Here is a 19,021-nt window from a genome sequence, read left to right as displayed (position 1 = left end):
TGCAAGTGGTTCTGAATAGAATCCAGTATTTTTAACCGATTAATCCACTCCCGTCGTGAACGACTACCTCAATGAATTAAATGAAGCCCAACGCAATGCCGTTGTCAACACCGAAGGGCCTTCGCTGGTAATTGCCGGTGCCGGTTCAGGGAAAACACGCGTGCTAACATACCGGATTGCTCACTTGCTGAAGAATGGTGTTCCGCCTTCGTCTGTACTGGCACTTACCTTCACCAACAAGGCAGCCCGCGAAATGAAGGAACGAATTGCCAAAATTGTGGGTCCTCAAACAGCCCGATATCTCTGGATGGGAACATTTCACTCCATTTTTGCCAGAATCCTTCGTGGCGAAGCAGAAATCATCGGCTACCCGTCCAGCTTCACTATTTACGACACACAGGACACCAAAAGCCTGCTGAAGACCATCATCAAGAACATGAAACTTGATGATAAAACCTACAAGCCTGGTTTGGTTTATAGCCGCATTTCGGCAGCCAAGAATAACCTCATTACACCAATGGCTTATCTGCAAAACAGTGAGATTCGGGAAGCTGACCAGGCATCGCGAATGCCCCGGCTTGCTGAAGTTTACAAAGAATACGCCCGCCGCTGTAGAAATGCCGGCGCCATGGATTTTGACGATCTGCTGCTGCAAACGAATTTGTTATTCAAGAACCACGAGGAAATCCTGGCAAAATATCAGCAGCGCTTCAAATACATTTTGGTCGACGAGTACCAGGATACCAACTTTTCGCAATACCTGATTGTAAAAAAGCTGGCTCTGGGTCACGAAAATATTTGCGTGGTTGGCGACGACGCCCAAAGCATTTACTCCTTCCGGGGAGCCAAAATTGAAAATATCCTGAACTTCCGGAAAGATTATCCGGAATTCAACACATATAAGCTGGAGCAGAATTATCGGTCGACACAAACCATCGTGGACGCGGCCAACAGTCTCATCGAAAAAAATAAACACCAGCTTCCCAAACGGGTATTCAGTGAAAACGCCGAAGGAGAAAAAATTCAGGTAATCGGTGCATTGACCGACAACGAAGAAGGCTACCTGGTGGCAAATGAGATTATCGATACCCGGATGAACCATCAGCACCGGTTTGCCGACTTTGCCATTCTGTATCGGACCAATGCGCAGTCGCGTATTTTTGAAGAGGCTTTGCGAAAGCGCAATATCCCTTATAAAATATATGGAGGCCTGTCGTTTTATCAACGCAAGGAAATTAAGGATTTGCTGGCCTACTACCGGTTAACCATTAACGTGAAAGATGACGAAGCATTGAAGCGGGTTATCAATTATCCGGCACGTGGAATTGGCAATACCACCATGGGCCGGCTGGAGGCCTATGCAATTCAGAACGATCAAAGTATTTGGGATATTGCCTCCAATCCGGACGATTGCCAAACGGCCGGGCTGAACGCAGGGACACAACGCAAAGTAGCCGGTTTTATTCACATGATTGAAGGATTTGCCAGACAATTAACTTCGATGGAGGCTTATGAACTGGCCTTGAAAATTGCTACGGAAAGCGGCATGCTAAAAGAGTTTTACAAGGATAAAACGCCGGAAAACCTGAGCCGGTACGAGAATGTCCAGGAATTACTGAATGCGGTTCAGGATTTTTCGCTGAACGCAAAAGAAGAAGGACGTCCAAACCAGCTCAATAATTTCATGGAGGAGGTTGCCCTGCTCACCGATCAGGATACTGATAAAGAAGAAGATTTTGATAAGGTGACCTTGATGACGGTCCACTCATCAAAGGGACTGGAGTTTAAAAATGTGTTCATCGTTGGTTTGGAAGAGAATCTTTTCCCATCAGGATTCTCCGGGACCTTAACGGGAGCAGAACTCGAAGAAGAAAGACGCCTTTTTTATGTGGCCCTCACCCGGGCCAAAGAAAATGCCTGGCTGTCATTTGCCAAACAGCGTTATCGCTGGGGAAACCTGGAATTTTGCAATCCCAGCCGTTTTATTGGTGAAATCGATGAGCAATTTCTCAACATGAAATCGGGTGGCCTCCAGGCTCACCTTCCCCGGCGCGAATCCGTTCCGCCTGCAAAAGAAGAAGCCCCCATAAGAAGAAATCCGATGGGCATTCGTAGTCAACAGGGGAATGAACATCTGGGCAAACGACTCACCCGCATAAACGAAGCCAGCCGGCAAAACACAGCCGCATTTACCGGAAGCGATCCGGAGGAAATTCAGGCGGGTATGTTTGTGGAGCACCAACGTTTCGGGCGGGGGAAAGTCATTGCCATCGAGGGAACAATGCCCGACCGGAAGGCAAAGGTCTTCTTCCCCAATGCCGGAGAAAAACACCTGTTGCTGAAATTTGCCAAATTGAAAATTGTAGAATAGCCATTGGCAGCAAACGAATATTCGTTTTCCATACCCCGAAAATCTTAACTTTTTGTAATATGCGGCAAAAGAATTAGATTTGTGATCGAAATCCCTCGTGCTTTTGCCTGATATTCCCGCATTATGCAAATGCCACTTAACCGAAGATACTTTTCAATGGATTATAACTCGAATCGTAAAAAACTGAAACTTCCTGAATACGGAAGGAATATTCACAAGATGGTTGATTACGTGGTTTCTATCGAAGACCGCGAAGAAAGGAACCGTGCAGCCAATCAAATTATCGAGATTATGGGAAACATGTATCCCTATCTGCGTGATGTCAGCGACTTCAGGCATAAATTATGGGATCACATCGCCATCATGTCCGATTTCAAACTCGATATTGACTACCCGTATGATCCTCCCCGTCCGGAAACCTTTCTTGAAAAACCCAAGCCGGTGCCTTACGATCATACACCCATAAAATATCGTCACTACGGAAAACTTATTGAAAAGATGATTGAGCAAGCTTCCCAGTACGAAGATGGAAGTCCGGAGAAAAAGCAGCTCATTCAAATGCTGGCTAATCAGATGAAAAAATCATTTGTGGTCTGGAATAAGGAAACAGTAAATGATGATAAAATACTAAAGGACCTGGAAGAATTATCAGGAGGCACCCTGAAAATTGAACAAGCCCCCAGGCTTGCCGATGCACGCGACATACTCAGAACCGGCGGGAACAGTAATAAAAAGAAAACCAAAGGAGCAAACCGGAAACATAAGTAATTAGCGACTTACATGGCACGGTTTATCATAGAAGGTGGCCAACAACTCACCGGAGAACTGATTCCTCAGGGCGCCAAAAACGAAGCTTTACAGGTTATTTGTGCAGTTTTGCTCACCGACGAGGAAGTAAATATCTCCAACATTCCCGAAATCAGCGATGTTCTGAAGCTCATCGAAACACTGAAAGGATTTGGCGTGAAAGTTACCCGTAAAGAGAAAGGGAATTACGACTTTCAGGCCAATCAAGTCAACATCAACTACATCAATACTGAAGAATTCAGGAAGCTGGCTGGTGGCTTGCGCGGTTCCATCATGATAATCGGTCCGCTATTAGCTCGTTTTGGGAGAGGGATCATTCCGCAGCCTGGCGGCGATAAAATCGGTCGCCGCAGATTAGACACCCACTTCATCGGACTCGAAAAGATGGGCGCTGATTTCCATTATGATGCCGATAAATGTCAATACCAAATTAAGGCGGACCAACTAAGCGGCGCCTACATGCTCCTTGATGAAGCTTCGGTGACCGGCACAGCCAACCTGATAATGGCCGCAACGCTGGCCAAAGGAACCACAACAATTTACAATGCTGCCTGCGAGCCCTATGTGCAGCAGTTGTGCAAAATGCTCAATTCGATGGGGGCAAACATCAGTGGGATTGGCTCCAATCTGTTGACTATTGATGGTGTTGACTCGCTTAGTGGTTGTAATCACTCGCTGCTACCCGATATGATTGAAATAGGAAGTTTTATCGGCCTCGCAGCCATGACTTCCTCCGCTCTGTCAATTAAAAATGTTTCATTACATGACCTGGGCATCATTCCCGATGCTTTTCGACGGTTAGGCATTCATGTTGAAAACCGGGGCAACGATCTTTTTATTCCGTCCCAGAAACATTACGAAGTGGAATCGTTTATCGACGGTTCCATCATGTCAATTGCCGATGCGCCCTGGCCCGGATTAACCCCCGACTTGCTCAGTGTATTTCTTGTGGTAGCAACACAGGCGCGGGGTAGTGTTTTGATACACCAAAAAATGTTCGAAAGCCGCCTGTTTTTTGTTGACCGGTTGATTGACATGGGCGCCAAAATTATTCTCTGCGACCCTCATCGCGCAACTGTTATCGGGCTTGACCGGGCAGTCCAACTAAGAGGAACTCACATGACATCTCCTGACATCCGTGCCGGAGTAGCGCTGCTTATCGCCGCTCTCTCCGCTACGGGCACTTCTACCATCGATCACATCGAACAAATAGACCGGGGTTACGAAGCGATCGACGTTCGGTTGAACAGTCTTGGCGCGAAGATTGTAAGAGAATCGTAAGGAACGCAATTCCTGAACGTCGAAAAAACATAGACATGAAATATCGCACTTTCACCTTATCATTATTAATATCCGCTTTTATTGCCTTTGCGGCCCAAACAAGCTTCGCCAAAGATCATAAGAATAAAAGCACTTTTCCTCCTGTCGGAACGTCAATAGGAAGAACTGCGCCCAATATCGTGGAAACCGGCATCAATGGCGATACCCTTAAACTTTCCGCTCTTCGCGGAAAAATGGTTTTGATCGACTTTTGGGCATCGTGGTGTGGACCTTGCCGCCGGGAAAATCCGAATGTGGTAAAAGCTTACGATGAGTTTAAGGACAAGAATTTCATTGAAGGCGAGGGCTTTACCATTTTTAGTGTTTCGCTCGACCAAAGTCACATTGCCTGGGAACGCGCCGTTAAAATGGACGGTTTGTCATGGCCATGGCAAGTAAGTGATTTGAAAGGCTGGATGTCAAAATATGCGGGGGTTTATGGTGTACGCGGTATTCCCACCAATTTCCTCATCAATGGCAATGGTGTTATTGTTGCCAGAAATTTACGTGGTAACCGATTGATTGAGACACTTTCGACCTTGCAAAAATAATTTGTAAACAGTCCGATAGGATTCCTTACTTTTGCGGACAAATCTGTTTCGACTCAATCGTTTTGACAGTCGGCCGGGAATAAAAATGTCAAATTGTCCGAAATCAGCAATTGGCAAAAATTTTGTTGACCAGTGACGAACTCGTTTAGAAAACTTTATTCGTATGAGCAAGGAAAAAAACAAACAGGAGGAACAAAAGGATATGAATACCAATAAAATGGAAGAACAAGAAGTAACAAAGGACAACTCCTCCGAAGGTAACGAAGTTTCAACTGCTGAAAAAGAACAGCAATCAGAAGAGAAACATGAGGATAAAAAAGACAATAAAAAGTCAAAAAAAGACAAAGACGCAGACAAAATAGCAGCGTTGGAAAAGCAGATTGAACAGATGAATGACAAATATCTGCGTCTTTCTGCTGAGTTTGATAACTACCGCAGAAGAACATTGAAGGAAAAAATGGAACTGACCAAAACAGCTGGCGAAAGTATTTTGACCAACATCCTTCCGGTTATTGATGATTTTGAACGCGCCATTGGCTCAATGGAACAAGGGCTTGATGAAAATGCTGTAAAAGACGGCCTGCTATTGATCTACAGCAAATTCAAAGATTTTCTGAATCAGAATGGCATTAAGGAAATAGAAGCCAACGGAACAGAATTCGATACCGATCTGCATGAGGCCCTGACGAAAATTCCGGCACCTTCCGAGGAACTAAAAGGCAAAGTGGTAGATGTTATCCAGAAGGGATATGTATTGAATGAGAAAGTGATTCGATTTGCCAAAGTAGTCGTTGGTGAATAAAAACGGAAGATTTTAACTGACAGGAAAGAAATCGGATAATGGCAAAAAGAGATTATTATGAAGTTTTGGGGGTTAGCAAAAGTGCAAGCCCGGAAGAGATAAAAAAAGCCTACCGAAAAAAGGCGATTCAGTTCCACCCGGACAAAAATCCGGGTGACAAAACGGCTGAAGAGAATTTTAAAGAGGCTGCCGAGGCTTACGAAGTACTAAGCAACCCTGAAAAACGTCAGAGATATGACCAATTTGGACACTCCGGCCTTGGCGGTGGTCAAGGTGGATTCAGTGGCCACGACATGTCCATGGACGATATCTTCTCCATGTTTGGTGATATTTTTGGTGGCGGATTTGGCGGATTTGGCGGGTTCGGTTCCGGAGGCGGACGCACACACCACCACATAAACCGTGGTTCGAACCTTCGGGTAAAAGCCAACCTGACACTGAAAGAGATTGCTCATGGTACGGAAAAGAAAATAAAAGTTAAGAAATACGTTACCTGCGATAGCTGTCACGGTAGTGGAGCGAAAGGAAGCAACGGATACAGCACCTGTTCCACGTGCCACGGTTCCGGCCAGGTTACACGCATCAGTAATACTTTCCTTGGGCAGATGCAGACAACATCCACCTGTCCTACCTGTGGTGGCGAGGGCCAGATCATTACACACAAGTGTGACAAATGCCACGGCGAAGGGATTATTAGAGGTGAAGAAATTATCAACATTAAAATACCGCCCGGCGTAGCGGACGGTATGCAACTTTCCGTTAGCGGAAAAGGAAATGCAGCCCGGCGTGGTGGCGTGCCCGGCGATTTGCTGGTACTCATCAACGAAGTAAAAGACCCCGACCTGATTCGAGACGAGAACGATTTGATTTACAATCTTTATGTATCGTTCCCCGATCTGGCGCTGGGCACTACTGCTGAGATTCCAACGGTTGACAACAAGGTAAAAGTGAAAGTGGACGCCGGCACCCAACCGGGAAAAATTCTTCGCCTTCGCGGAAAAGGGTTACCCGATTTGAATGGTTACGGACGCGGCGATTTGCTGGTTCGCATTCATGTATGGGTACCGAAGAAGCTTAGCAACGAAGAAAAGAAACAACTGGAAAAGCTTCAAGAATCGGATAATTTCAGTGCAAAAAATGTCGGTTCAGAAGACCGAAATTTCTTTGACAAGGTAAAAGATATGTTCTGATAAAGGGAGGCAATCTTTCCATTGCCTCTTCTTTCATATATGGGTAATGCCCATAATTAATGCTCCATAATTCTTATTTCGCATTAATTAAACATTAAAATACCTCCATTATTTTCGGCTGCTGTTGCATCGTTTTTCTAAAATATGTATCATTGCAGCAATAATAAGATTATGAACAACGCAATTTTCCATTACGGTCATCATCATTTCCTGCTAAAAGGTAGGCCGTAATTGGAATGTATAAAAATATTCATCAAAATTAACAGGCTTACCTTAATTAAGGTAGGCCTTTTTTTCATCTAAAAATTTGTCATGAACTCAACATTACGCATCGCGATTCAGACCAAAGGCCGCCTGAATGAAGATTCAGTCGGTTTGATTAAAGAAACCGGCATTGATCTGATTTCCGGCAAGAGAAGACTCATCTCTGCAGCCAAAAATTTTCCCATGGAAGTTTTGTATCTTCGGGACGATGATATCCCACAGTCAGTTGCTGACGGCGTTGCTGATATCGGGATCGTTGGTTTAAACGAAGTGGCCGAGAAAAAGCAGCAGGTTGATATCATCAAACATTTGGGCTTCAGTAAGTGCCGTCTTTCACTGGCCATTCCACAGTCGATGGCCGCTGAATATCCTGGACCAAAATGGTTTAACGGGACGAAAATCGCCACCTCCTATCCGGAGGTTCTGAAGGAATTTTTGGCCGAGAAGAAAATTGATGCGGATATTCATGTGATTACCGGTTCTGTGGAAATTGCCCCGGGTATTGGTCTGGCTGATGCCATTTTCGATATTGTGAGTTCCGGAAGTACGTTGGTGAGCAACCGGCTGAAAGAAGTGGAAGTGGTAATGAAATCAGAGGCTGTTTTGGTTGCTAATAAAAAACTGTCCAAAGAGAAACAAGGCATCCTTGATGAGCTGATTTTCAGAATTGAGTCAGTGGAAATGGGGAAAGGGAAGAAATATATCCTGCTAAATGCACCAAACCATAAATTAGATAAAATTGTTGAAGTACTGCCCGGAACTACTTCTCCGACCGTAATGCCGCTGGCAAGAGAAGGCTGGAGTTCACTTCACTCTGTTATCGACGATAATGAATTTTGGGAAGTAATCGGTAACCTGAAGAAAAATGGAGCAGAGGGAATCCTGGTTGTACCCATTGAAAAAATGATACAATAAAAATCCAATCAATGCAGATTCACAATTATCCCCTATTTAATACCTGGCCCAAAATTCTTTCACGCCCGGCCAACAACTACTCTTCGATTAACAGTACCGTCAGGATGATTCTTGACAATGTGAAGAAGAAAGGTGATGCCGCTGTCCGTGATTATACGCGTCGTTTCGATGGAGCCGACCTGGAAGAATTCAGGGTAAGCAAGGACGAATTGGAAAAGGCTGCTCAAATGATTGAGCCCAAACTGAAAGAAGCCATCCAGAAAGCAGCTAAAAATATCCTCGCCTTTCACGAGATACAGAAGCCGCCCATGCGGATGGTTGAAACAACACCCGGCGTAAAATGCTGGCAAAAATCTGTACCGATCGATAAGGTTGGACTTTATATTCCAGGGGGATCTGCACCGTTGTTCTCCACTGTTTTAATGCTCGGTATTCCTGCTCAAATTGCCGGTTGCAAAGAGATTATTCTCTGTACGCCCCCTAATGAAAAAGGCGAAATTCATCCGGCTATCCTGTTTGCTGCCGGGTTGGTCGAAGTTTCCAGAATCTATAAAATTGGCGGAGTCCAAGCCATCGGAGCCATGGCTTATGGAACCGAGACCGTTCCCCGCGTATATAAAATCTTCGGCCCGGGCAACTCATGGGTTACCGCTGCAAAACAAGCCGTATCGGTTAACGATTGTGCTATTGATATGCCTGCCGGTCCATCGGAACTGGCCATTATGGCTGACGAATCGGCCAACCCTGAATTCATCGCAGCCGATTTGTTATCACAAGCAGAACACGGCCCCGATAGCCAGGTAATTCTGGTGACAACCGAAGAGCCTCTTATTACCAAGGTATTGCAGGCAATCGACAGGCAAATGTCAGAATTGCCACGTGCGGCTATTGCTACCAAAGCGTTGGAAAACAGTCGGGCTATTCTGGTGAACGACGAAGAGCAAATGGTTGAACTCATCAACTTTTATGCACCTGAGCACCTCATCATTGCCACACGAAATACCACCAACCACGCCGATCGTATTACCAATGCCGGATCTGTTTTTCTGGGCAATTTCACGCCTGAAAGTGCCGGGGACTATGCTTCCGGGACAAATCACACACTCCCGACACAGGGATGGGCCCGTTCATTCAGCGGACTAAACCTGGAAAGCTTCTGCAAAAAAATTACGTTTCAGGAAATTTCCAGGGACGGCATTCAGCAGTTGGGGCCTATCATCGAAGCTATGGCCGAGGGTGAATTGCTTTTCGCCCATAAGAATGCAGCGACTTTGCGTATCAACTCTAGCGATGAATCATAGATCATGACATTCGATATACAAAAACTGTTGCGCGACAACATCCGAAAATTGAAACCCTATTCTTCGGCTCGTGATGAATTTTCGGGCGAGGCCGCGGTTTTTCTCGATGCCAACGAAAATCCGTTCAATGCGCCGTACAACCGGTATCCCGACCCGAGGCAAAAAGAACTGAAAAGCAAGATTGCGCCGGTAAAAAACATACCTGCTGAAAACATCTTCCTCGGCAACGGAAGCGATGAGCCCATCGATTTGCTGATTCGGGCATTTTGTTCACCCGAAGTGGATAGCATCGTTGCCATCGCCCCCACCTACGGAATGTACCGTGTGGCTGCCGATGTGAACGATGTCAAAGTGATTGAAGCTCCATTGAATGCAGATTATACCCTCTCGGTGAAAACTGTTCTAAATACAGTCACACCCTATACCAAAATGGTTTTCCTCTGCTCCCCCAACAATCCTACCGGGAATGCTTTGAAAAGAGAAGCCATGCTGGAAATCATGAATAATTTCGAAGGTTTGGTTGTTGTTGATGAAGCCTATATCGACTTTTGCCCGGAGAAATCGCTTCTGCCATTACTGGCAGAGCATCCCAACCTGGTAGTTTTACAAACATTCTCGAAAGCATGGGGAATGGCTGGTATTCGACTGGGAATGGCATTTGCCGGCCAGGATATTATTGACGTACTGAACCGCATCAAATATCCGTACAATATCAATATCCTGACACAGCTAAAAGCGATGGAGCTGATCGGGTTAGAGAAAGAAAAATCAGACTGGGTAAAGGTTTTGGTTTCAGAAAGAGAAAAGCTGGCAGAGAAACTGCAGGAGTTTCCATTTGTCGTCAAGGTTTTTCCCAGCGATGCAAATTTCTTACTGGTGAAGACACTCGATCCGCGTGGAATTTACAATTACCTGGTCGATGAAAAAATTATTGTTCGCGACCGCTCCGGAGTCGCACTTTGTGAAGGTAGCCTGCGTATTAGTGTTGGTTCGGAGATGGAAAACCAACGATTGATTGAAGCTCTGGAAACATTGGTTTAACAGGCTTTCAATACATTCTTCTAAAAATGAAAAAGAAAAAAATACTCTTCATCGACAGGGACGGAACGCTGGTGGTTGAACCGCCGGAGGATTATCAGCTGGATTCACTGGAAAAGCTGGAATTCATTCCGGGCGTTTTTCGCAACCTGTATAACATCAGAAACCTGCTCGATTTTGAGCTGGTGATGGTGACCAACCAGGACGGACTGGGAACGGGTTCGTTTCCGGAAGAAAACTTCCTCCCGGCCCACAATAAAATGTTGAAAGCTTTCGAAAACGAAGGCATCACCTTCGACAACATACATATCGATCGCACATTCCCGGAAGAAAATGCTCCTACGCGAAAACCTGGCACCGCATTGTTGCAAAAATATCTTGGTGAAGAATACGATTTATCCAGTTCTTTTGTCATCGGCGATCGCCCGACCGATGTGGAACTGTCCAGGAATCTGGGAGCTAAAGCCATCTTCTTCTCTGCAAAGGAAATCGAAAACGAAGAATTAAAAGCTTACTGCGCTTTGACAACTAATAGCTGGGAAGAAGTCTTTCAATTCCTGGCAACAGGCGAACGAACCGCGACCATTGAGCGGAAGACAACTGAAACAAAAATTAGCATTACCATCGATTTGGATGGCTCCGGCAAAGGAAATATCTCCACCGGGCTGGGTTTTTTCGATCATATGCTCGACCAAATTGCCCGGCACTCCGGTTGCGACTTAACCATTCATGTAAATGGCGACCTCGAAGTGGACGAACACCATACCATTGAAGATACGGGTATTGCCCTTGGAAACGCCTTCCGGCAAGCGCTGGGTGATAAACGCGGCATTGAACGTTACGGCTTTTGCCTTCCGATGGACGATTGCCTGGCCCAGGTTGCCCTCGACTTTGGCGGCAGACCGTGGCTGGTGTGGGAATCAGATTTCAAGCGGGAAATGATTGGTGATGTTCCCACAGAGATGTTTTTCCACTTTTTTAAATCATTTTCCGATGCAGCACTCTGCAATTTGAACATTAAAGCGGAAGGAACAAATGAACATCATAAAATAGAAGGAATATTTAAAGCATTTGCCAAATCGATCCGGATGGCAATACGAAAAGATCCCATGAAAAATTCGTTGCCCTCGACTAAAGGAACGCTTTGAGATGAAAGTTTTTTATTAATATAATTTTTGTTCGTCCCTGAAAAACGAACGTTCATCGTATAAAAACAAATAGTAAAATTCGTGGAAAGTATTAAATCAGTACACATCGAAAAGAATACGGCTATCCTTCTGATTCACTGCCCCGACCAGCAAGGCATCCTGGTAGCTGTTACCGAATTCCTGAACCGGAACAAGGGTAACATTATTTACCTCGATCAACATGTTGACCGAGAGGAGAAATTATTCTACATGCGTGTCGAATGGGAACTGGACGGGTTTGTTATTCCCCGTGAAAAGATTGCCGAATATTTCGAGACACTGGTCGCCGGCCGCTTCCATATTACTTTTTGGCTCCACTTTTCGGATAAACCGCCGCGAATGGCCGTTTTTGTGTCCAAACTATCCCACTGCCTCTTTGACATCCTTGCCCGATACACTGCCGGGGAATGGGAAGTAGAAGTTCCACTAATTATCAGCAATCACGAGAAGCTGGCTCCCGTTGCACAGCAATTCGAAATTGATTTTGAATACGTACCGATAACGAAAGAAAATAAAGCAGAACAAGAACAAAAGGAACTACAGTTACTAACGGATTACAAAATAGACTTTGTTGTTCTAGCCAGGTACATGCAGGTTTTATCCGATAAATTTGTCAAACACTACCCCAACAAAATTATCAATATTCACCATTCATTCCTTCCGGCATTTGCAGGTGCCAAACCGTATCATGCTGCTCATGCCCGCGGTGTAAAAATTATCGGGGCAACCAGCCATTACGTAACCCCGAAGCTCGATGCCGGTCCAATCATTGCCCAGGATGTGGCCCGGATTTCCCACATCGACACGGTTAACAGCCTAATGAGAAAAGGACGTGATTTAGAGAAGATTATCCTAAGTGAAGCGGTCTACAAACATCTCGAACGAAAGATTCTTGTATATAATAACAGAACTGTTGTTTTCAACTAAAAATTCCTTCCGTCATGCAGAACTATTACAATGTAATTCGATTATCAGTTATCGTGCTCCTGCTGACAATTACAGTAAAAGCACAATCGGCAACCAACAAAACCAGAAAACAGAAAGTGCCGGCCAGTTATGGCTATATTCTGGAGCCGGGCGATAAGATTCCTGAATTTTCCATGACCATGGCCGATAGCACAAAAGTTTCCAGCACTGACTGGAAAGGTAAAGTGGTCATGCTCCAGTTTACAGCAAGCTGGTGCGGAGTTTGCCGTCACGAAATGCCGCACATTGAAAAGGAAATATGGGGAAAACACAAAGATAATCCTGATTTCGTCCTTATTGGAATAGATAGGGACGAGCCAGTGGACGTTGTAAAGCGTTATGCTTCCGATATGAAAATTACGTATCCACTTGCTCTTGACCCGGGTGCCCATATTTTCGGGCTGTTCGCTGATAAAGCGGCTGGCGTCACCCGGAATGTCGTCATCGATAAAACCGGAAAAATCGTTTTTATGACACGCCTCTATAAAACGGATGAGTTCAATGAGATGAAAAAAGTAATCGACTCATTACTTAAACAATAACACGTATTCAATACTGAATGGAAGTAGCCATTATTAAATACAATGCCGGAAACATCATGTCGGTTGAGCTGGCGCTGAAAAGACTGGGTGTGAATGCTACCATTACAGCCGATCCGGAAATTATCCGAAAGGCAGACCGGGTTATTTTCCCCGGCGTAGGTGAGGCATCCACTACCATGGCCTGGTTGCGGGAACACAAACTGGATACACTCATCACCGGCCTCAAACAACCTGTTTTGGGAATCTGTCTGGGCCTCCAGCTCATGTGCTCGCACAGCGAGGAAGGTGATGTGGATTGCCTGGGTATTTTTCCCGAAAAGGTAAAGAAATTTGTGCCGGAACCGGGACAGGAGAACATTACAAAAGTACCGCACATGGGATGGAACAGCATCAGTAACCTGAAAAGTGATTTGTTCGGTGCTTCGCTGGAGAACCAGTATGTTTACTTTGTCCATTCATATTACGCCGCCGCAGGAGACGACACCGCTGCCATTTGCAATTACATTACGCCGTTCAGTGCCGCTTTGCATCGCGATAATTTTTATGCAACACAATTTCATCCCGAAAAAAGCGGACCGGTTGGTGCGCGAATTCTGGAAAACTTTATCAACCTCAAAGCACGCTAACGAAGAGATTTGCCATGATTGAAATTATTCCGGCAATTGATATTATCGATGGAAAATGTGTCCGCCTGAACCAGGGCGACTATGCACAGAAGAAGGTTTACAACGAAAATCCGCTGGAAGTGGCCCGTTCGTTTGAAGATGCCGGATTGAGACGGCTTCACCTGGTTGATTTGGACGGTGCCAAAGCCAGCCATATTGTTAATCACAAAATACTGGAAAGTATTTCGACTAACACATCGTTGACAATTGACTTTGGCGGCGGACTGAAATCGGATGAAGACTTACGCATTGCGTTTGAATCTGGCGCTGCGATGATTACCGGTGGAAGTATTGCCGTTAAATCGCCTGATGTATTTCAATCGTGGTTGGAGAAATTTGGCAGCGGGCGCATTATTCTGGGCGCCGATGCGCACAACCGTAAAATCGCCGTTTCGGGCTGGCTGGAAACCACCGATACCGACATCATTGAATTTATTTCCCTTTGGCAGGAAAAAGGCGTGACACAGGTTATCAGCACCGACATCAGCCGCGACGGTATGTTATCGGGACCGGCCGCCGAACTTTACCGTGACATTCTGGCCCAGATTCCGGAACTATATTTGATTGCCAGTGGCGGCATCAGCTCCATGCAGGACATTCTTGACCTGGATGCAGCAAATATTCCGGCCGTCATCACCGGAAAAGCCATTTATGAAAACCGGATTTCCCTGGAGGAAATCGGCCGTTATTACGCCAAAAACAGCTAATGCATGCTTGCAAAACGAATCATACCCTGCCTCGATATTAAAGACGGACAAACCGTTAAAGGCATCAACTTTGTCAACATCCAAAACGTGGGTGACCCGGTTGAACTGGGAGCATTGTACGCCGAACAGGGGGCCGACGAGTTGGTTTTCCTGGACATCACCGCCACGCACGAAGGCCGGAAGACTTTTGTCGATTTGGTCAGACGAATTGCCCGCGAAATTAATATCCCCTTCACGGTAGGTGGCGGAATCAGCGAACTGAAAGATGCTGACAAGTTGCTGGGCGCCGGCGCCGATAAAATTTCTATCAATTCATCAGCTGTGCGAAATCCTTCGTTGATTGATAATTTAGCAAAGAATTTTGGAAACCAGTTTGTTGTCGTAGCCATCGATGCACGTAAAACACCAAGCCACTGGGCGGTGACAGTCAACGGCGGCCGTATTGAAACCGACAAGGAGCTTTTTAGCTGGGCCAAAGAAGCGGAAAGCCGGGGTGCCGGTGAGATTCTTTTCACATCGATGGACCATGACGGTACCAAAAACGGATTTGCCAACGAAGAACTGGCTCAATTATCCGAAAGTTTGTCCATCCCGATCATTGCATCGGGAGGTGCCGGAAACATGGAGCATTTCGTTGATGTGTTTACCAAAGGAAAAGCCGATGCCGGACTGGCAGCCAGTATTTTTCACTTCCGTGAAATTGCGATTCCGGATCTGAAAAACTATTTACGTCAACAAGGAATTGTTGTCCGGTAAAGCCGGAATAATAAATGAATTAATTGTACTTCAAAAATAAGGAACAACAGAATGGAACTCGATTTTGACAAAGCCGGAAACGGATTAATTCCGGCCATTATTCAGGATAACGTGACCAACAAAGTTTTAATGTTGGGATTCATGAACAGGGAAGCCTACGATAAAACCGTAGCGGAAAACAAAGTCACTTTTTTCAGCCGGACCAAAAACCGGCTTTGGACCAAAGGAGAAGAATCAGGCAATTTCCTGCATGTGGTTTCCATCCAGTCCGATTGTGACGACGACACCCTGCTCATCAAGGTGAACCCCGCCGGACCGGTTTGCCATACAGGTACCGATACTTGTTGGGGCGAAGTGAACCGGGGCGATGATTTCATGTTCCTGAAAGAACTTCAGGATTTTATTGATAAACGAAAAGAAGAAATGCCCGAAGGGTCGTACACCACTTCCCTCTTCCAGAAAGGAACGGCCAAAATTGCGCAAAAAGTGGGCGAAGAAGCGGTCGAAACCGTTATCGAGGCGATGGCGAATAATGACGAACGTCTGCTGTACGAATCAGCAGATTTAATGTACCACCTCATCGTGCTGTTAACCTACAAAGGATACCGGCTGGAACACATTGCCCGTGAACTGAAAAAGAGACATCAATAACTTCTGCGTTCGTGAATTCAGGCATTTTATAAAATAAAACATAGCGTCTTTACGTTAATACCATGAATATGAAACATTTTCAAGGTATTACTTTTTACCGATAGCTGAGAAAACAATCATTATGGCCATCTAATTAGCTAATCACGATTGTTCTCACCGGCAGGTTGATTAACTTCAACCAATGTTTTCATTTGCTGAAAATCGTCACATAAAAATTCAATGTATGAAATGGTCAATTAAGTACCTGCTGCTTTTAATCATCCTGGCATTACCATTTGGTTTAAAAGCCGCTTCCCCAAAGGATTCTGCTGCTCCTGGCCCGGATGTCATCTATTCCGCACAGGACAAAGTTATTCTCAACCGGATTTTCACTGACTTATTGCCGAAGAAAGACTCTTCGATGGGACAGATAATGGTACTGGTTGGAAAAGAATTTTTGGGAACGCCGTACGTTGCGCATACGCTGGATAACCGCGATAAGGAAGCCTTGATTGTGAACCTCAGGGAACTGGATTGTACCACATACGTGGAAAATTGCCTCGCGATTGCGCGGACCATTAAAAGCGGAAAACCAACATTCAGGAAGTTTACCCGCGAACTGGAAAATGTTCGTTACCGAAATGGCAAACTTGACGGTTATCTGAGCCGGCTACACTATTTCAGCGAATGGATTTCCAACAACGAAAAGAAAGGCCTGGTCGAGGATGTGACTTACCAGATAGGAGGAAAACCCTTCCCGCTTGACCTTGATTTTATGAGCAATCATCCTGACGACTATCCGCAGTTGAAAAAACATCCGGAATGGGTCCCGGAAATGGCTCAACGCGAAAAAGAGATTTCCGGGAACTCATTTTTTTATATCAGCAAAGGAAAAATTGAGGAGGCTGAACCGGACATTCACGATGGTGACATTTTCGCGCTTACCTCGGCGATAAAAGGAATCGATATTATGCATGTGGGAATCATGCTGAAGGAAAACGGCCGGGTCCACATGATGCACGCTTCCTCTAAAGCCATGAAAGTGATTATTGGTGAAGTAACCATGGAAGATTACCTGAACGGAAGAAAGAATGTTTCCGGAATGATGGACATCCGGCCATTACCACCCAAAGACTGACAACATCTCTATTTTATACAAGTCCCCGGGGGAAATTCTTCCGGGATTTTTTTATGCCCGAAAATGCCGCAAAATCGCGATTCATCCCCTGCCCCGAGCTTACGACTAAAAACATCAAGACATAAATTAAAATTGTCAAGGTCTTATTTCAAAACATCAAGACGTAATTTCAGAACATACGGACCTGCTTTAAATTAAGTCCGGACTTTTTTAAAAAAGATCGGGGCCTTTTTTCGATCAGATCGGGACTTTCTTTCAACCAGGTCCTGACGGCCTGACGGGAGCATTCGATTCTCATCAAAAAAAAATGAGGCTGTCCGAATAAGACAGCCTCCAATTTTACTAATTCAAAATTCAACAAGTCAATCAATAAACCGTTTAAAAAATATATATCCTTTTTGCGTTATGGTGCTTAATCCTGCATCAGGTAATCATGAATTTTCTCAGCGGCATCGCGGCCTGAGCGGATGGCATGAACCACCAGGCTGGCACCTCGTGCCACATCGCCCGCAGCAAATACCTTATCAACCGATGTCGTATTGGTCACTGCTTTCACATTTCCACGTTCGTCGTATTCAACACCTAATCCGTCGAGCAAACCATCGTGAACCGGCGAAACAAATCCCATGGAAAGCAGCACCAAATCGGCTTCAATCAATTCTTCCGTACCCGGAACCTCTTTCATCCGGAACCGACCATCGATCTTTTCCCAAATAACCTCTACAACTTCTACTCCGGTTACCCGGCCTCCTGTCCCAACTACCCGTTTGGTAGCCAGCGCCCAGCGACGTTCGCAACCTTCCTGGTGTGAACTCGATGTACGAAGCGTATTCGGCCAGTAAGGCCATGGATTATTATCCACCCGTTTTTCGGGCGGTTTCGGGAGAATTTCGATCTGCATAACAGACTCTGCCTTCTGGCGGATGGAGGTTCCCACACAGTCGGAACCGGTATCACCGCCTCCAATGACCAACACTTTCTTTTTCTTGGCGGAAATGCGTTCTTCATCAGCAAATACTTCGCCACGGTTGACTTTGTTCTGTTGCCTCAGAAATTCCATCGCAAAATGGACTCCGTCCAAATCACGGCCTTCCACAACCAGATCACGGGGCTGCATAGCGCCAACGGCCAGGCAAACGGCATCGTAGTCTTTTAATAATTTCTCCGGTGTTATATCTTTCCCAACGGTGGTATTGGTTTTAAACTCAATTCCCTCGGTGACGAAGAGTTCCAGGCGGCGATCAATAACACCTTTATTCAGTTTGAAATCGGGAATACCATAGCGCAGCAATCCGCCAATGGCATCGTCCTGTTCGAAAACAGTGACCGAATGGCCAGCCTGGTTCAACACATCGGCTGCTGACATGCCGGCCGGGCCGGAACCAATCACAGCAATTTTCTTTCCGGAGCGAACTTCCGGTACGCGAGGGGTTACATACCCTCTGGTAAAAGCCTGTTCTACCACCGAAGCTTCATTTTCCCGGATGGTCACCGACTCCTCATGGATGGCCAGCACGCACGATTTTTCGCAAGGCGCCGGACAAATGCGGCCGGTGAATTCGGGGAAGCTGTTGGTCGATGAAAGGATATCGTAGGCCTCTTCCCAGTTCCCAAGGTAAATGGCATCCTGCCATTCGGGGATTTTGCTGTTTACAGGGCAGGCCCAGTGACAAAACGGAATGCCACAGTCCATACACCGCGAGGCCTGATCCTTCCTGTCCTTTTCGTTCAGTGTCTGTTCAACCTCGCCAAAATCATATATTCGTTCGTTAACGGGACGGTATCCGCTCTCTTTCTTTGGTATCTCGATAAAACCTTTTGGATTTCCCATAATGAAGATTTTTATTCGTTAAACGTGCTGAGTTACTTAA

The 19,021-nt window shown here is 45.7% G+C and carries 18 protein-coding genes; 17 read left to right on the top strand and 1 reads right to left on the bottom strand.

The annotated features are described in order from the left end of the window. Positions 1–55 precede the first annotated feature (55 nt). From GJU82_RS16700 to GJU82_RS16620, 17 genes are all read left to right on the top strand, one after another. Positions 56–2,371 (top strand): ATP-dependent helicase, encoded by a 2,316-nt coding sequence (locus tag GJU82_RS16700; RefSeq protein ID WP_153633192.1) that lies wholly within the window; start codon positions 56–58, stop codon positions 2,369–2,371. Between the two features lie 156 nt (positions 2,372–2,527). Beyond that, entirely contained in the window at positions 2,528–3,139 is a 612-nt protein-coding gene (locus GJU82_RS16695; protein WP_153633191.1) for a DUF4290 domain-containing protein, read from the top strand. 12 nt (positions 3,140–3,151) lie between these two features. After that, positions 3,152–4,459, top strand: a complete 1,308-nt coding sequence (gene murA, locus GJU82_RS16690; protein ID WP_153633190.1) for a UDP-N-acetylglucosamine 1-carboxyvinyltransferase — start codon at positions 3,152–3,154, stop codon at positions 4,457–4,459. 35 nt (positions 4,460–4,494) lie between these two features. Next, the gene (locus GJU82_RS16685) at positions 4,495–5,049 is read left to right on the top strand and encodes a TlpA disulfide reductase family protein (RefSeq protein ID WP_153633189.1); all 555 of its coding nucleotides are present in this window, start codon (positions 4,495–4,497) and stop codon (positions 5,047–5,049) included. 163 nt (positions 5,050–5,212) lie between these two features. After that, entirely contained in the window at positions 5,213–5,851 is a 639-nt protein-coding gene (locus tag GJU82_RS16680) for a nucleotide exchange factor GrpE (protein ID WP_153633188.1), read from the top strand. Positions 5,852–5,889: 38 nt separating this feature from the next. Continuing rightward, positions 5,890–7,041, top strand: a complete 1,152-nt coding sequence (gene dnaJ / locus GJU82_RS16675; RefSeq protein ID WP_153633187.1) for a molecular chaperone DnaJ — start codon at positions 5,890–5,892, stop codon at positions 7,039–7,041. A gap of 312 nt (positions 7,042–7,353) precedes the next feature. Next, positions 7,354–8,220 carry an ATP phosphoribosyltransferase gene (hisG, locus tag GJU82_RS16670; protein WP_153633186.1) on the top strand — a complete coding sequence of 289 codons (867 nt, stop codon included), beginning with the start codon at positions 7,354–7,356 and terminating at the stop codon, positions 8,218–8,220. A gap of 11 nt (positions 8,221–8,231) precedes the next feature. Next, complete coding sequence (hisD, locus tag GJU82_RS16665) at positions 8,232–9,521, top strand: histidinol dehydrogenase (RefSeq protein WP_153633185.1); 1,290 nt, start codon at positions 8,232–8,234, stop codon at positions 9,519–9,521. A 3-nt stretch (positions 9,522–9,524) separates the two neighbouring features. Continuing rightward, complete coding sequence (hisC, locus tag GJU82_RS16660) at positions 9,525–10,562, top strand: histidinol-phosphate transaminase (protein ID WP_153633184.1); 1,038 nt, start codon at positions 9,525–9,527, stop codon at positions 10,560–10,562. A gap of 26 nt (positions 10,563–10,588) precedes the next feature. Beyond that, complete coding sequence (gene hisB / locus GJU82_RS16655; protein WP_153633183.1) at positions 10,589–11,707, top strand: bifunctional histidinol-phosphatase/imidazoleglycerol-phosphate dehydratase HisB; 1,119 nt, start codon at positions 10,589–10,591, stop codon at positions 11,705–11,707. An 81-nt stretch (positions 11,708–11,788) separates the two neighbouring features. After that, the gene (gene purU, locus GJU82_RS16650; RefSeq protein WP_228488747.1) at positions 11,789–12,673 is read left to right on the top strand and encodes a formyltetrahydrofolate deformylase; all 885 of its coding nucleotides are present in this window, start codon (positions 11,789–11,791) and stop codon (positions 12,671–12,673) included. A gap of 14 nt (positions 12,674–12,687) precedes the next feature. After that, on the top strand, positions 12,688–13,254 hold the full coding sequence (locus tag GJU82_RS16645; protein ID WP_153633182.1) for a TlpA disulfide reductase family protein: 567 nt from the start codon (positions 12,688–12,690) through the stop codon (positions 13,252–13,254). Between the two features lie 17 nt (positions 13,255–13,271). Continuing rightward, positions 13,272–13,880: an imidazole glycerol phosphate synthase subunit HisH gene (gene hisH, locus GJU82_RS16640; RefSeq protein WP_153633181.1), complete on the top strand. Its 609-nt coding sequence runs from the start codon at positions 13,272–13,274 to the stop codon at positions 13,878–13,880. Between the two features lie 14 nt (positions 13,881–13,894). Then, on the top strand, positions 13,895–14,626 hold the full coding sequence (gene hisA, locus GJU82_RS16635) for a 1-(5-phosphoribosyl)-5-[(5-phosphoribosylamino)methylideneamino]imidazole-4-carboxamide isomerase (RefSeq protein ID WP_153633180.1): 732 nt from the start codon (positions 13,895–13,897) through the stop codon (positions 14,624–14,626). Between the two features lie 3 nt (positions 14,627–14,629). Further along, positions 14,630–15,382, top strand: a complete 753-nt coding sequence (gene hisF, locus GJU82_RS16630; protein ID WP_153633179.1) for an imidazole glycerol phosphate synthase subunit HisF — start codon at positions 14,630–14,632, stop codon at positions 15,380–15,382. Positions 15,383–15,433: 51 nt separating this feature from the next. Then, on the top strand, positions 15,434–16,033 hold the full coding sequence (gene hisIE / locus GJU82_RS16625; RefSeq protein ID WP_153633178.1) for a bifunctional phosphoribosyl-AMP cyclohydrolase/phosphoribosyl-ATP diphosphatase HisIE: 600 nt from the start codon (positions 15,434–15,436) through the stop codon (positions 16,031–16,033). Between the two features lie 223 nt (positions 16,034–16,256). Continuing rightward, positions 16,257–17,150: an N-acetylmuramoyl-L-alanine amidase-like domain-containing protein gene (locus tag GJU82_RS16620; RefSeq protein ID WP_194831091.1), complete on the top strand. Its 894-nt coding sequence runs from the start codon at positions 16,257–16,259 to the stop codon at positions 17,148–17,150. A 412-nt stretch (positions 17,151–17,562) separates the two neighbouring features. On the opposite strand, the gene GJU82_RS16615 is transcribed toward GJU82_RS16620, so the two are convergent. Continuing rightward, positions 17,563–18,981 (bottom strand): glutamate synthase subunit beta, encoded by a 1,419-nt coding sequence (locus GJU82_RS16615; protein WP_153633176.1) that lies wholly within the window; start codon positions 18,979–18,981, stop codon positions 17,563–17,565. Positions 18,982–19,021: the final 40 nt, after the last annotated feature.

The organism is Prolixibacter sp. SD074 (genome assembly GCF_009617895.1).
GTDB lineage: Bacteria > Bacteroidota > Bacteroidia > Bacteroidales > Prolixibacteraceae > Prolixibacter.
This window is presented reverse-complemented; position numbering and strand designations above follow the sequence as displayed.

Excerpts from the sequence above, each read along its gene's own strand:
- GJU82_RS16685 (WP_153633189.1), top strand. The coding sequence starts at position 4,495 with ATGAAATATCGCACTTTCACCTTATCATTATTAATATCCGCTTTTATT.
- hisF (WP_153633179.1), top strand. The coding sequence starts at position 14,630 with ATGCTTGCAAAACGAATCATACCCTGCCTCGATATTAAAGACGGACAA.
- GJU82_RS16615 (WP_153633176.1), bottom strand. The coding sequence starts at position 18,981 with ATGGGAAATCCAAAAGGTTTTATCGAGATACCAAAGAAAGAGAGCGGA.
- murA (WP_153633190.1), top strand. The coding sequence starts at position 3,152 with ATGGCACGGTTTATCATAGAAGGTGGCCAACAACTCACCGGAGAACTG.
- hisG (WP_153633186.1), top strand. The coding sequence starts at position 7,354 with ATGAACTCAACATTACGCATCGCGATTCAGACCAAAGGCCGCCTGAAT.
- GJU82_RS16620 (WP_194831091.1), top strand. The coding sequence starts at position 16,257 with ATGAAATGGTCAATTAAGTACCTGCTGCTTTTAATCATCCTGGCATTA.
- hisD (WP_153633185.1), top strand. The coding sequence starts at position 8,232 with ATGCAGATTCACAATTATCCCCTATTTAATACCTGGCCCAAAATTCTT.
- hisB (WP_153633183.1), top strand. The coding sequence starts at position 10,589 with ATGAAAAAGAAAAAAATACTCTTCATCGACAGGGACGGAACGCTGGTG.
- GJU82_RS16645 (WP_153633182.1), top strand. The coding sequence starts at position 12,688 with ATGCAGAACTATTACAATGTAATTCGATTATCAGTTATCGTGCTCCTG.
- GJU82_RS16695 (WP_153633191.1), top strand. The coding sequence starts at position 2,528 with ATGGATTATAACTCGAATCGTAAAAAACTGAAACTTCCTGAATACGGA.
- hisC (WP_153633184.1), top strand. The coding sequence starts at position 9,525 with ATGACATTCGATATACAAAAACTGTTGCGCGACAACATCCGAAAATTG.
- GJU82_RS16680 (WP_153633188.1), top strand. The coding sequence starts at position 5,213 with ATGAGCAAGGAAAAAAACAAACAGGAGGAACAAAAGGATATGAATACC.
- dnaJ (WP_153633187.1), top strand. The coding sequence starts at position 5,890 with ATGGCAAAAAGAGATTATTATGAAGTTTTGGGGGTTAGCAAAAGTGCA.
- hisA (WP_153633180.1), top strand. The coding sequence starts at position 13,895 with ATGATTGAAATTATTCCGGCAATTGATATTATCGATGGAAAATGTGTC.
- hisH (WP_153633181.1), top strand. The coding sequence starts at position 13,272 with ATGGAAGTAGCCATTATTAAATACAATGCCGGAAACATCATGTCGGTT.
- hisIE (WP_153633178.1), top strand. The coding sequence starts at position 15,434 with ATGGAACTCGATTTTGACAAAGCCGGAAACGGATTAATTCCGGCCATT.